This window comes from Campylobacter sp. S4:11, from assembly GCF_024723695.1.
GTDB classification, from domain to species: domain Bacteria; phylum Campylobacterota; class Campylobacteria; order Campylobacterales; family Campylobacteraceae; genus Campylobacter_D; species Campylobacter_D jejuni_C.
In genome coordinates this window covers 19,108-32,853 of the sequence record NZ_JANQDC010000016.1, presented here as the reverse complement: position 1 = coordinate 32,853, position 13,746 = coordinate 19,108, and the positions used below count along the sequence as shown (strand labels likewise).

12 protein-coding genes and 1 pseudogene are annotated in these 13,746 nt (G+C 29.1%); 7 read left to right on the top strand and 6 right to left on the bottom strand.

What is annotated here, in order from left to right:
• A pseudogene (locus CAMP5053_RS06440) lies at positions 1–248 on the bottom strand (filamentous hemagglutinin N-terminal domain-containing protein); the annotation flags it as partial.
• Between the two features lie 166 nt (positions 249–414).
• Complete coding sequence (locus CAMP5053_RS06435) at positions 415–1,710, bottom strand: MFS transporter (RefSeq protein WP_337217507.1); 1,296 nt, start codon at positions 1,708–1,710, stop codon at positions 415–417.
• Positions 1,711–1,786: 76 nt separating this feature from the next.
• Between CAMP5053_RS06435 and CAMP5053_RS06430 the strand changes: the two genes are divergently transcribed.
• Positions 1,787–2,404: a non-canonical purine NTP pyrophosphatase gene (locus CAMP5053_RS06430; protein ID WP_337217506.1), complete on the top strand. Its 618-nt coding sequence runs from the start codon at positions 1,787–1,789 to the stop codon at positions 2,402–2,404.
• A 24-nt stretch (positions 2,405–2,428) separates the two neighbouring features.
• Here CAMP5053_RS06430 and CAMP5053_RS06425 read toward each other — a convergent pair whose 3' ends face one another.
• From CAMP5053_RS06425 to CAMP5053_RS06415, 3 genes are read right to left on the bottom strand one after another with little or no spacing between them, the layout of a single operon-like run.
• Complete coding sequence (locus tag CAMP5053_RS06425) at positions 2,429–4,894, bottom strand: MMPL family transporter (protein WP_087700466.1); 2,466 nt, start codon at positions 4,892–4,894, stop codon at positions 2,429–2,431.
• The gene (locus CAMP5053_RS06420; RefSeq protein ID WP_261530410.1) at positions 4,894–5,463 is read right to left on the bottom strand and encodes a Tgt2/MlaC family protein; all 570 of its coding nucleotides are present in this window, start codon (positions 5,461–5,463) and stop codon (positions 4,894–4,896) included. Before CAMP5053_RS06420 ends, CAMP5053_RS06425 begins: the two co-directional genes overlap by 1 nt.
• A 9-nt stretch (positions 5,464–5,472) precedes the next feature.
• A complete protein-coding gene (locus CAMP5053_RS06415) occupies positions 5,473–6,159 on the bottom strand; it encodes an MlaA family lipoprotein (RefSeq protein ID WP_087700468.1) in 687 nt (228 codons plus the stop codon).
• Positions 6,160–6,377: 218 nt separating this feature from the next.
• Here CAMP5053_RS06415 and modA point away from each other — a divergent pair, with 218 nt between their 5' ends.
• From modA to CAMP5053_RS06395, 4 genes are all read left to right on the top strand, one after another.
• Positions 6,378–7,124 carry a molybdate ABC transporter substrate-binding protein gene (modA, locus tag CAMP5053_RS06410; protein ID WP_337217505.1) on the top strand — a complete coding sequence of 249 codons (747 nt, stop codon included), beginning with the start codon at positions 6,378–6,380 and terminating at the stop codon, positions 7,122–7,124.
• On the top strand, positions 7,121–7,510 hold the full coding sequence (locus CAMP5053_RS06405) for a hypothetical protein (protein ID WP_214135939.1): 390 nt from the start codon (positions 7,121–7,123) through the stop codon (positions 7,508–7,510). Before modA ends, CAMP5053_RS06405 begins: the two co-directional genes overlap by 4 nt.
• The gene (locus CAMP5053_RS06400; protein ID WP_337217504.1) at positions 7,504–8,358 is read left to right on the top strand and encodes an ABC transporter ATP-binding protein; all 855 of its coding nucleotides are present in this window, start codon (positions 7,504–7,506) and stop codon (positions 8,356–8,358) included. Before CAMP5053_RS06405 ends, CAMP5053_RS06400 begins: the two co-directional genes overlap by 7 nt.
• A 191-nt stretch (positions 8,359–8,549) precedes the next feature.
• A complete protein-coding gene (locus CAMP5053_RS06395) occupies positions 8,550–8,864 on the top strand; it encodes a DMT family transporter (protein ID WP_087700472.1) in 315 nt (104 codons plus the stop codon).
• A 10-nt stretch (positions 8,865–8,874) separates the two neighbouring features.
• Here CAMP5053_RS06395 and CAMP5053_RS06390 read toward each other — a convergent pair whose 3' ends face one another.
• A complete protein-coding gene (locus tag CAMP5053_RS06390; RefSeq protein WP_337217503.1) occupies positions 8,875–10,527 on the bottom strand; it encodes a 4Fe-4S dicluster domain-containing protein in 1,653 nt (550 codons plus the stop codon).
• Between the two features lie 89 nt (positions 10,528–10,616).
• Here CAMP5053_RS06390 and selA point away from each other — a divergent pair, with 89 nt between their 5' ends.
• Together selA and selB are read left to right on the top strand one after the other, a co-directional pair.
• On the top strand, positions 10,617–11,948 hold the full coding sequence (selA, locus tag CAMP5053_RS06385) for an L-seryl-tRNA(Sec) selenium transferase (protein WP_337217502.1): 1,332 nt from the start codon (positions 10,617–10,619) through the stop codon (positions 11,946–11,948).
• Positions 11,941–13,746, top strand: a complete 1,806-nt coding sequence (selB, locus tag CAMP5053_RS06380; protein ID WP_087700475.1) for a selenocysteine-specific translation elongation factor — start codon at positions 11,941–11,943, stop codon at positions 13,744–13,746. Before selA ends, selB begins: the two co-directional genes overlap by 8 nt.

Genomic DNA, 13,746 nt, shown 5'->3' with positions numbered 1-13,746 from the left:
CTTGCATTTAATACACCTTCTATGGTAGATTTATCTGTTCCATGAGCAATGTTTAGGTAGTTTTTGTCTTTACCTCCAAAGTTTACACTTTCACCTTTACCTATGCTAAAGCCACCACCCCATTGTATGACTGAGTTTTTTCCATTACCTACAATGTTCATATTATTACCATTAGTGTTTATACTTCCACTAGTCCCATGAGTAAATTTACCTCCACTAGGTAAAGCCATTAGTGGAGAAAATAGCATTGATACAACTATATTTGAAAGAAGAATTTGTTTTGAAAGTTTTTTATAAGAAGGAGTTAAATCAAAATTATTCGATTTCCCCCCCCCGTGGAGTTAATATTGACATAATAAATCCTTTAATAAAAATTTATGTATGATAATATTATATTTATAAAGAAATGCTTAACTAAATTTTAGACTTAAGTTCTTCTTCATTGGTGATTTTTTTATTATATTTAATCACTAAAAATTTAGAGTTTTTATACACATCTAAAACTCCATTTATACCTTTAATATTATTTAAATCATGTTTTGTTTCTAAAGATAAATAGACGTTTTTAAAATCTGCTGGACTTTGTAAAAACAAAAGTAACACAAACCAAATTACAGACAAAGCTATCAAAATAAAAGCAAGAGTAACTAAACTAAAATGGTGTAAAAAATACCCTCCAACGACACCACCTAAAAAGCTTCCAAAATAGCCAAAAGCATTAAACACACCCAAAGCCGCACCTTTTTCATTTACCTTAGCAAATTTACTCGCACAACTTTGCATAATAGGCTCATGTAAATTAAATCCTATAAAAAACACTACAACACCCACCATAAACACTAAAGCATTATGTGAAAAAGCAAATATAATATAAGCAATGATGAAAAATGCCACACCTAAAAGCAATATTTCTTTGCTTAAGCCTCTTTTTTCTCCTAAAGATCCTGATAAACCCATAGCTAAAAACCCAAGCACCATAGAGCTAACATAAACATGCCATAAATTCTCACTTGGATAATTAAACTCATGTACTAAAACCAAAGGAATACTTAAAAACGCAATACTCATAAGCATTTTTTGCATACAATTAGTAAGATTCATCAAAGCTAAGTTTTTTTCTTTTAAAAGTTTTTTTAATGGAGTTTTAGTATTTTCATGTACTATTGTATGCTCTTTTGGCACAACGCTAAATAAAAGCACGATACAAATTAAACTCAAAATCGCACTTAAATCAAACAAACTTGAAAGTCCAAATTTAGCACTCATTAAAGGAGAAAGCACTAAAGAAGCTGCAAAAGAAAGTCCTATAAATGAACCCATGATAGCCATAGCCTTACCACGATTTTCTTCATTGATAAAATCACTTATCATAGCAGTAGCTACTGCTCCTATGGCTCCTGCTCCTTGTAAAAGCCTTCCAAACATCATTGTATAAATATCATCAGCATATGAACACACCAAAGAACCTATGATAAACACCACAAGTCCTATTAACATAGTTTTTTTACGCCCTATTTTATCTGAAATAATACCAAAAGGAACTTGCAATGCCATTTGGGTTAGAGCATACACACCTACTAAAAGCCCTACTAAAAACTCATTGGCTCCTTTTAAATTTAAAGCATATAAACTTAAAACCGGTAAAACTATAAACAATCCAAAAAATCTAGTTCCTACAATAAAAGACAAAGGTAAAACGGTTTTTAACATCTTTTCTCCTTATAAAGGATAATTTTACTATGATTTTGATAAACTTTTTTTAAAGTCAAAACAAAAAGAGTAATTTATGAAGAAAAAATTAAAAATCATTCTAGCAACTTCTAACGCACACAAAGTAGAAGAAATCAAAAAATTTTTAACTACTTACGAAATTTATGCCTTAAATGAAATCATCACCCCTTTTGAAATCATCGAAGATGGCACAAGTTTTAAAGAAAATGCTTTGATAAAATCTAAAGCTATTTTTAATGCTTTAGGCAAAAAACAAGATGAATTTATCACCTTAAGTGATGATAGTGGTATAAGCGTAGAGGCTTTAGACAATGCACCAGGGATTTTTTCTGCAAGATACTCTCAAGAAGGCACTGATGAGGCCAATAGAAACAAACTCATCCAATCTTTACATGAAAAAAACTTACATCAAGGCAAAGCTTTTTACACTGCAGCCATAGCCATAAGCTCAAAATATGGACATTTTAGCACGCATGGATATATGCATGGCCTTGCTATTGATACTCCAAGAGGTAATAATGGCTTTGGATATGATCCTTTATTTATCCCAAAGGGTTTTGATAAAACTTTAGGTGAATTAGATGAGCAAGTAAAATTAAAAATTTCACACCGCTCACAAGCGCTAATGTTTGCTACTTATATCTTAAGAGTATTAGAAAAAATGGAGCATTGATAAAACAATTTATAAAATATATGCTTATTGCTTTTGGTGTTTATGTGATTTGGATTTTACTTTATTATAATTTTGCTTAAGATAATGATAGCTTAAAATAAAACTTGGTAATAAAAAAAGCGAACCAAATAAAAGCAAACTCATAGCTAAAACCGTAAGCAAACCAAAATAAATCGTTGGGATAAAATTACTGCTAATCATCACTAAAAAACCTAGAATAATCGTAACACTAGTATAATAAATCGCACTTCCTATGCCTATATGCGAAGCTTTTATAGCCTCTTCTAAGCTTTTATGTTTTAATTCTTCTTTAAAACGATGAATATAATGAATCATATCATCAACCCCTATTCCGATACAAATAGCAGCTATGGTAATACTCATAATATCAAGTGGTATATTCAAAATACCCATTAAGCCAAATACCAAAGCTAAAGGTATGAGATTGGCCAAAATCGCTACAAAAGCGTAAACAAAACTTCTAAAAATCACCACAAATAAAGCAAAAATAACAAGCACCACAAAGGCTAAAGTGTCAAATTGTGATGAAAAAAGACTTTGAAGCATATTATTATATAAAGGCATAATACCACTGATTTTAACCTCTACATTATCATTTTGCAAAAGCTCTTTTAAGTCTTTTTCAAGCTGTTTTAAAAAAACATCGCGTCTTAAATTTGGATCACTATCTAGCATACGCACGCTAAATCGCAACTCATTATTTTCTACACTTACAAAAGGGGTTAAAACTTGCTTTTTAAAATTCTCATCTAAATTTTCATATAAAAACGCTAAGGCAAAATCATCTAAAGCCTTACCATCATTAATGCTTTTTCCAAGCTCTAGCAAACTTTGCAAGCTAAGCACAGAACCTACATATTTTTGCTTACTTAAAAACTCATGAACCTTAGCAGCTATTCTTGTTTTTTCACTACTAAAAAAATACCTATCATCCTTAGCTAAATCATCAAATTCCTGTTCAAACTCATCTAAACTTTCATTTTGTTTTGGACCTTGCTTAAATTTGACAATCACATCTAAAGGCATAGTTCCACCTAGTTCTTTATCTATAATCAACAAACCTTGTTTAATCCTAGAACTATCTTTAAAATAACTCACAAAGCTATTTTCTACTTTAATTTGCAAAATTCCATACAAAGCAAAAGCCACACAAAATAAACTTATGCCATAGATAACTTTTCTATGTTTTAAACTTACATTTGCACAAAAACTTAAAAATTTCAACGAATTTTGATTAAGCTCTTTAAAATTTAAACGTGGCATTAATACCAAAATGCTTGCAAAATAAATATAAGCTAAAATCAAACTCACGCTGATACCAAGACTCATCATAATACCAAGTTTAATAATAGGCTCAATATCTGAAAAAACAAAACTTAAAAACCCAACAACTGTGGTTAAAATAGCAAAAAAGCTAGGACTTGCTTTATCAAGTAAGGTTGAGAGTAAAAGCTTATAAACACTAGCTTTTGGGTGTTTGTGTAAATTTTCTATAAAATGCACGATTAAGTGTATCACAACAGAAACAGTGATAATAAGCACTAAAGCTACATAGTTTGAAGATACCACAGTAATATCAAAGCCCAAAAGCGCGAAAATCCCGCTTGAAGTAAAAAGTGAAATCACACAAATTCCCAAAGCCAAAAACACCAAACGCAAAGAGCCAAAAAACCACCAAAGTGCTATAAATAAAAGTCCTACTAAACTAAGTCCATAAATTTTTAAGTCACTTTTTACATAATTAATCATATCATTAGCAATCATTTCTACACCGCCAAGGTGTAAAAAGTCTCCATTTTGACTATATTTAGATACTATTTTAGTGATTTTTTCTAATCTTTTTGCGCTAAATTCCCTTGAGCTTTCTTGGTGTTTTTTAATCAAGGCTCTAAAATGCTCTTTTTCATTTTCACTTTTTGCATTATCTCTTGAATTAATCAAGTCATTATAAACAAGATCAGGTGCTAGATAAATCAAAATTCCCGTTGTTTTTCCATCTTTCGAGATGATATTATTTTTATAAAAGGGTTGGTTTAAAATTTCTTTTTTAGCCAGATTAATATCCACATCTTGACTAAAAATATTAGGTATATTTTGGATAAGCTCTTTTAACTCTTTGCCTTTAGAACTTGCAAGCAAAGGCGCATTAGCGATAGAAAATACCTTTTGCACACCATTGATTTTTTCTAAATCAAGGGTTAAGTTTTTTATAGTTTCTAAATTTTCTTTAGTAAAAATATCTTTATTTTTAGGAGCAAAAGCAAGCATTAAAAAATTATCATTACCATAACGCGCTGAAACTTCTCTATATAGTTTCAAACCCTCATCATGCTCTAAAAGCAAGCTTTCAGCACTTGCATCAACACTTAAATTTTTAGCAAAAAAACTAAAAAATATACAAAAGACTAAAGTAATCCCCAAAGTTAGCTTTGGGAAATTAAGAAAGATTTTTAAAATTTTACTTAGCATTATTTAGAAAAATCAACACTAGAAAGCTTTTCAAGCAAGGTTTTAAAATCACCATTTTGCAAGACATCTTTAAATTGTGAGCGATAAGTTTGTATGATACTTATACCAAAAATATCTACATCATAAATTTGCCAATCATTATTTTTATCATAAAATTTAAAGATTACAAAATTTTCTTTGCCATCTACCATCATAGAAGTTTTCAAAAAGACTCTTTTGTTTTTTTCTTCTAAATTAATCACTTTTAATTTTTGAGAATCATACAAAGCAAGCTTATCTGTGAAACTTTTTTTAAGGTTTTTTTCAAAAGCTTTGTTAAATTCATTTTTTTCGTTTTCGCTTAATTTTTCATATCTTGTAGAAAGACTAAGTTTAGCCATAAGCTCATAATCAAAAACACCATCAAATAAAGCAAAGATTTTTTCCGCTGCTTTAGCTTTATTGTTTTTATTTTGATCTAAAATTTTTAAACTCTCATCGATCTTTTCTTGCATAGTTTTAGAAATATCTTGCAAATTTAGAGCAAAAGCAAATACTACACTACAAAGCAAAACTATGATTTTTTTCATTTTATCTCCTTATTTGATGAGTTCTTGGCGTCTTTGTTCATACGCATCGCGTATAAAAGTATAATAATCTACACTATTTTGGTAAATATCATCTATTTTTTCATACTCAAAACTTAATTCATTGAGTTTTAATGCAGCATTTACACCCACACCAACCCAAAAATTCTCAATATACCCCTCAGGCACCATAAACCAATTTACAGGTAAAGCTAAAGCATCTCTTACATTATAAGGACCTAAAAGTGGAAGTACTAAATGCGCTCCACTACCCACTCCCCATTTACCCAAAGTCGTTCCAAAATCAGCTTCATAACTTTTTAAAGAAGTTTTGCTCGCACTATCTAACAAACCAAAACCAAAAATCACATTTACACAAAATCTTCCAAATTCCTCACCAGCTTTTCTAAATTCTAAACTTAAAAGATGATTGATAAATCTAAAAGGTGATCTTGTAGTATCAAAAGCATTTTTCACACCTGTTCTTATAAAGCTTGGAGTAACACTTTTATAAGAAAGCACAACCGGTCTTAAAAAATAAGTATAAAGATCATAATTAAATTTACTCATAGCTTTATTATAGGTATAAAAGCTATCTTTGACTTCTTTTTTTTGATATTCTTGTTCAAAATCTTCAAAGTCATTTGCTAAAATCAAAGTGTTAAAAAATAAACACAAAGTTAGTATATATTTTAACAAGCTTTTTCCTTTAAATCTTATAAATTGAAATTTCAGATTATACAAAAATTAAAATAAATTTTTACATTAAAATGCTTTTAAAATATTCTTTAAAAAAATTAAAATTTTTTATTTGCTTATAAAATAAGTCTTAGAAAATATGCAAAAAATACAAATTTATTTTTGCTTTTAAAAATAAGCTATAATTTTTTCAAAATTTACTACCAAAAGGATAAAAAATGAAAAAAATTTTTACCCTACTTTTTTTATGTATTTTCAGCTATGGCGCTGATGTAAATATCGCTGCAGCTGCAAATGTAGCTTATGCTTTTAAAGCCTTGCAAAAAGAATTTCAAAAAGAAAACCCTGATATTAGTATCAATATAAGCTTAGGCGCTAGTGGAAATTTAGTCTCACAAATTAAAAATGGTGCGCCATTTGATATATTTATGGCTGCAAATATGAAATTTGCACAAAGCCTGTATGATGATAATTTTGCTAGCACAAAACCTGTTATTTATGCTCAAGGAGCTTTAGCTTTACTCAGTGTTAGAATGGATTTAAGCAAAGGATTAGACACACTTAAAGAAGAAAAAGTAAAAATCATCACCATAGCTAATCCCAAAGCTGCTCCTTATGGTCAAGCTAGCATAGAAACTTTACAAAATGCTAAAATTTATGAGCAAACAAAAGCTAAAATCATCGAGGCAAAATCTATAGGAGAAGCACTTACTCAAACATTAAAAGCAGCCGATGTGGGTTTTATAGCAGCAAGTGCTTTATATGAAGATACGCTAAAATCTTATAAACTCCAAGAAGGAAAAAATTATATTTTAATTGATCCAAAGCTTTATGAACCAATCAATCAAGGTATTATCATCACTTCTTATGGTAAAGATAATGCCAAAGCTAAGAAATTTTATGATTTTATTTTAAGCAAAAAGGCTAAGGAAATTTTCAAAGCTTATGGCTATAATATCCCATGATTAAAGCTAAAATAAACACTATAAAAAATCATGAAAATATAAACTGGGTAGAATTTCTTATAAATAAACATAAATTATTTATGCTTGCTTTAGAACTTGATGAAAAAGCAAGCATTGATCAAGAAGTTTTACTTGCTTTTAAAAGCAGTGAGTGCTTGCTTAGTAAAAAAAATTTAGAAAACTCATTTTTAAATACCTTTTATGCAAAAATCATTGATATTTTTCAAGGACAAATCATCACTATCGTAAGATTAGAAAATGAAATTTGTACTTTTGAAGCTCAAATTAGTACCCATGAGTTTTTAGAGCAAAATTATAAAAAAAATAATTTTGTATTTGCTTATGTACATCCTAGTGCTTTATTTATCAAAGAGTATTTATGCTAAAACTTGACTTTGAAAAAATCTTTAAAAATAAAGAAAAAGAATTTAAACTTAAGGTTAAATTTGAAGTTAAAGAAGGAGATTTTTGTGCTATTTTTGGAAAAAGTGGCAGTGGCAAAACTACGCTTTTGAGAATTTTAGCAGGTTTTGAAAAAGCACAAGGAATTTGCACTTTTAATGATACGATATTTTTTGATGATAAAAACTTTCTAAGCCCACAAAAAAGAAAACTTGGCTTTGTTTTTCAAGATTATGCTTTATTTGAAAATATGAATGTAGAGCAAAACTTACTTTTTGCCAAAAAAGATCTAAAATTTGCTAATGAGCTTTTAGAACTTTTAGATTTAAGCAAACACAAAAAAAGTCATATTTTAGAACTAAGCGGGGGACAAAAACAACGCGTAGCTTTAGCAAGAGCTATTATGCAAAAACCCAAACTTTTACTTTTAGATGAGCCATTTAGTGCCTTAGATAATGAGATAAAACTACACTTGCATGATTATCTTTTAAATATACATAAAACTTATAAAATCACTACTATTTTAATCAGCCATGATGTAAGTGAAGTTTATAAACTAGCTAACAAAGTCATCATTTTAGAAAATGGAGCCATCATCAAAGAAGGCTCGCCTAATGAAGTTTTTTTAAAGACACAAGGCTCGCAAAAATTTGCCATAAAAGCACGCATTTTAAAACTACAAAAACAAGATAGCATATTTATAGCCATACTTGCCATAGGTAATCAAATCAGCCAAGTAGTGCTAAGTCCTTTAGAAGCTAAAGATTTTAAAGAAAATGATGAAGTGCTTTTAAGTCAAAAAGCTTTTGCGCTAAATTTAACTAAGATATAAAAAACAATGCTAAAATAAGATAAATTATTATAAGGTTATAAATGACTTATGGATTTTTTATCTTAAAATTTTACACTAGCTTATGGACAAAATGGAAGATAAGATTATCTTGTGGTTATTTTATAGCCCCTACTGCACCACCTTTTATCCTTTTATAGTTTCATTTTTAAATTAATTTAAAAGGATATAAAATGCATTGGTTAGTATTAGCAATTAGTATAGTTTTTGAAGTGATTGCAACAAGCTCGATGAAGTATGCAAGCATAAGTAAAAATAATCTTTATTTAATCGTTTTTGCGGTGTTTTTTTCATTTTCTTTAGTAGGTTTATTTTATGCTTTGAAAAAAATTGATTTAAGCATAGCTTATGCAACTTGGGCAGGTTGTGGTTTGGCATTAGTTAGCGTGGTGGGATTTTTAATCTTTAAAGAAGCAATTACTCTTAATAAAATCATTTTTATTATTTTAATCATCACTGGAGTGGTGGGATTAAAACTTAGTGCTTAAGCCTTTTGGCTTAAAGCACATTCATACTTTGTATCATTACTTTTGCTTTACATTCAGCACAGCAATATAGTGTTTTTATCTTAGCCTCATCGCCCATAAATCTTGGCTTCATAATGCTAGCAATTTTTTCAATGGCCTTTTTAGTAGCAAATTCTTTCCCGCACTCTACACAGGCAAAAAGTTCATCTTGAGCTAAAACCATAAAAGAAAAATACTCTTTTTCTAGATCTATCCCACTTCTTTGAAGCATTAAAGTATCTTTTTCAGCACAACTTGCCTCACAATATCCACAGGTAGTACATAAGCTTGCATTAAATTTCAAAGAATTATCCTTAGCATCAGCCACTAAAGCTCCTACATTACAAGCTCCCACACAAGAAAGACATAAGGTACAGGTATCTGTATTGATAGTGATTTTTCCATAGCGTATCCATTCTTTGCTTGGGATATTGCCTAAATTTTCTTCTTTTATAAGCTCTCTTAATCTTATAGCAAAATCTTCTCTTTTTAAAAGCGCAGGATTATAAGATATAAATTTAAGATTTTCTATAAAATGCGCTTGTTTTATAGCCTCTAAAAGTTCTTTTTCATCTTTAGCTAGAAAAATTGCATTTTGTTTAAATTTTCTTTGAAAAATTTCATTCATCAAAGCTATCACTTCTAAAGCACCTTGCGATAAGCCATCACTATAAAAAATCACACTCGCACCACTTGTTTGAAGCATAGCTAAAAAATGTGCTTGATCAAGATAGTTTTCGCCTTTAATCATAAAAGGCATTACATCTTCTTTTAAAGTGATATTTAAATTTTCTATAGACATTTTCTCAGGGATAATTAAAATGATTTTATCTTCATAAAATTTTAAAATTTCATAAAAACTATTGCGTGGCATAGGTGCATAATCAAGCGCCCCACTAGGACAAACCCCCACACAATCACCACAGCTTAAACAATCCACATGAGAAAATTCTAATTTTCTTTGCTCATCATCTTTTAAAATAGCCACACTAGGACAAATTTCAGCACATTTTCCACAATGAATACTTCTTCTTTCATGGTATTGACAAATGCTATCATCATAACTAATATAATTTCTAAATTTATATTTTGGAGAATTAGAATTTAAAAGTTTTATAAGTTCTTCTTGACTTAAAGTAGTTAAATCATAACAACCACTTTGTTGATCAAAACTTTCTTTTTTTACATCATATAAGAAAAAATCACAATCAATCTCTACTTGCTCATCATCTTTTAAAGCTATCACGCAAAGCTCGCCCACGCAACCTAAAACACCCAAACATTGCTCATTGCTTAGTTTTAAAACCTTGTATTCTTGTTTTTTTAGGCTTTCTATAAGCTCATTTTGATCCTCATTGCTTACAATAATTACATTTTTACCCACTTCTTTGGTGTATTCTAAATCAAGCCCTAAATCATAAACTTTAGATCTAATCTTATATAAAGACTCAATAGTTTTGGCTTTTTTAAGCACATCATCTTGTGAATTTTTAAGGTAAAAATTAATCTCAGGTGCATAAACTTCAGGGTTTAAAAGCTTTGAATTTCCTATAAAAACTTCTTCGTTACAGGCTTTTTGAACTATGCTAATATTATCACTTAAAGGAATTAAATCTTCATTTTCTAAAAATACAAAATCTTTCATAACACTCTCTTTTAAATTTTTTAATCTTAATTATATAAATTTCATTATAAAAAAGTTATAATTTTACTAATTTATTCTTAAGGTTTAAGATGAACAAATTTAGAAATTTTCCACCCATAAACACGCTTATAAATGATGAAAACTTGGCTAGCTACCCTTTGTATTTAAGATCTCATTTTGCAAAAATAGTTGTTTCAAATTGTAAAAAAGAACTAAGTAAAAATGAAAATTTAAATTTTAGCTTGCAAGATTTGCTAAGTAAAATTACTCAAAGTATTGATGAGTTTTTAAATATGCAAAGCCAAAGTTTAATCAATGCTACTGGAGTTATCATACACACTAATCTTGGTCGTAGCATTATTGATGAGAGTATTTTTGAAAGAACTAAAGAAATCATCTGCTCTTATTCTAATTTAGAGTTTAACATGCAAAGTGGTAAAAGAGGTTCAAGGTATGACGCACTTAGTGCGAATTTAAAAATATTATTTGATTGCGAAGATTGTCTGGTTGTAAATAATAACGCCTCGGCTGTATTTTTGATCTTAAACACCTTAGCAAAAAATGAGGAAGTTATTACTTCAAGAAGTGAGTTAGTTGAAATTGGGGGAAATTTTAGAATTCCTGAAGTTATGCTAGCAGCTGGTGTTAAGCTAAAAGAAATAGGCACGACTAATAAAACTCATTTATATGATTATGAAAAAGCTATCAATGAAAATACTAAAATGATCTTGAAAACCCACCGCTCTAACTTTGCTTTTAAAGGATTTTTTGAAGAGGTGAGCTTAAGTGAAATTCACGCTTTAACAAAAAAGAAAAAACTCATATCTTATTATGATTTGGGTGCTGGATGGTGTGAAAAGATTAATAAACAACTTAGTAAAAATGAGCCGAGTGCAAAAGAGCTTTTAAAATATTGTGATATTTTAAGTTTTAGCGGTGATAAACTTTTTGGTTCTACTCAAGCAGGCATTATACTTGGAAAGAAAAAATACATTCAACAATTAAAAAAAAATCAACTTCTAAGAATGCTAAGGGTTGATAAAATCACTCTAGCTTTTTTAAATGAAACTACCAAAGCATACTTAGAAAAAGAATATGAAAAAATTCCTACGCTAAAACTTTTAAATGATGATTTAAAAACCATAGAAAAAAAGGCACTCTTTGTCAAAGAAAAAATTCCTATTAAATGTGAGTTGAAAGCTTCTAAAAGTTTAGTAGGTGGTGGATCTATGCCTGATAAAAGCTTAGATACTTTTGTGTTAAGTTTTGATGAAAAAGCTTTGCTTTTACAAGAAAAATTTAGAAAAAAAGGCGTGATCGGCCGTGTTGAAAATGGGCATTTTGTGCTAGATTTTAGAAGTATTTTAGAAAAAGATTTAAATAAAATAATAAGCATTATTAAAGAGGTATTTCATGCATAGTATCATCATAGGCACTGCTGGGCATATTGACCATGGTAAAACTTCGCTTATTAAAGCTTTAAATGGTTTTGAGGGTGATGATTTAAAAGAAGAGCAAGAAAAAGGCATTACGATTAATCTTAGCTTTTCAAATTTAAAAAGTGAAAATTTAAACATTGCTTTTATTGATGTGCCTGGGCATGAAAGTTTGATTAAAACTATGATAAGTGGTGCTTTTGGCTTTAGAGTATGTATGTTTGTCATAGATATAAACGAGGGTTTAAAGGCTCAAAGTATAGAGCATTTAAGGGTTTTGGAATTTTTAGGCGTAAAAGATGTGGTGCTTATTTTGAGTAAGGTTGATTTATGCAAGGATTTAGCACAAAAACAAGTAGAGCTTTTAAAAGAATTAAAAGCCTTTAAAATCAATATCTTAAAAGTTTTTCCAACAAGCATTTATGATGAGCAAAGTATATTAAATTTAAAAAACTATCTACTTAGTTTAAAGCCTAAAGAAAATGATGAAAATTTGATTTTTAGATACTACATTGACAGGGTTTTTTCTCTAAAAGGTATAGGAACGGTAGTAACAGGAAGCTTAAATGAAGGAAAAATCAGCAAAAACGAAAAAATCTTTTGCCTTGAAAATCAAAAAGATATCATTGTAAAAAATATACAAATTCATGAAGAAAATGTTTTAGAAGCAAAAGCTTATAATAGGGTTGCCTTGAGTTTAAATTGTGATTATCATGAGTTAAAAAAAGGCTATGTATTAAGCAAAAAAGGTGTTTTTAAAAGCTTTAAAAGTATCGATGGAGTAGTTTTTAATACAGAGATTAAACACGGGAGTATTTTAGAATTTTGTAGTGGCTCAAAAAAGCTTAATGCAAAAATTAATGTAATCAAAGAATTTGAAGATAAAACTTATATTAGCTTAGAGTTTGATAAAAACTTACCTTTGTGTTTTGATGATAAATTTATCTTGCTTGAAAATGGGCGTATTAAAAGTGGTGGCGTGGTATTAAATGCAGTGAGTGAGCCTTTAAAAAAAGATATAAAAGCTAAGTATCTAGCACTTTTAGAACAAAAAGATTTTAAAAAAGTATTTGAGTTTTTAAAACAAACTCACAAACTTGGCTTTGGCTTACTTTCAAGTTATCAACGCTTTAAACTCACTCATGAGCAAGCCCTAAACCTAGCAAAAAGTTTAGATCATGTTTTTGTCGATGAGCAAGCTTTAAATGTGTATGATTTAAATGCTATGCAAACTTTAAAAGAATTTATTAATTTTATTTTCTCTAAAAATCCTTATGCTTTAATCTCTCCTCATTCTATCGCCTTAAGGCTTAGCTGGGCAAGTGAGAGCTTTTGTGCTTATGTGCTCAAGCAAATGCAAGAAAAATTAGATTTTAAAGATGGCATATGGTTTTTAAAAGGACAAGATTTTGAAAAATTGCAAGAAAAGGCTCATTGTGAGCTTTATGAAATTTTAAAAAAAGAAGGTATAAAACCTACCGCACCTTATAATCTTTATGAGTATTTAGAACTTGATAGGAAAAATGGAGATCTTATCTTAAAAAAACTCACTAAAGAAAACAAAGTCAAAAGATTAGCGCATAATCTTTTTATAGAAAAAAATGCTCTTGAAAATCTCATGCAAGAGTTTTTAAAACTTTTACAAAATCATCATTTAGATGTAGCTTTTGTAAAAAATCATTTTCAAATTTCAAGAAAATATGCCATAGCTTATTTAGAATACCTTGATAAAAACTATCCTCAAGTGATAAAAATTGAGGAAAAAAGAATGTTAAAAGCCTAA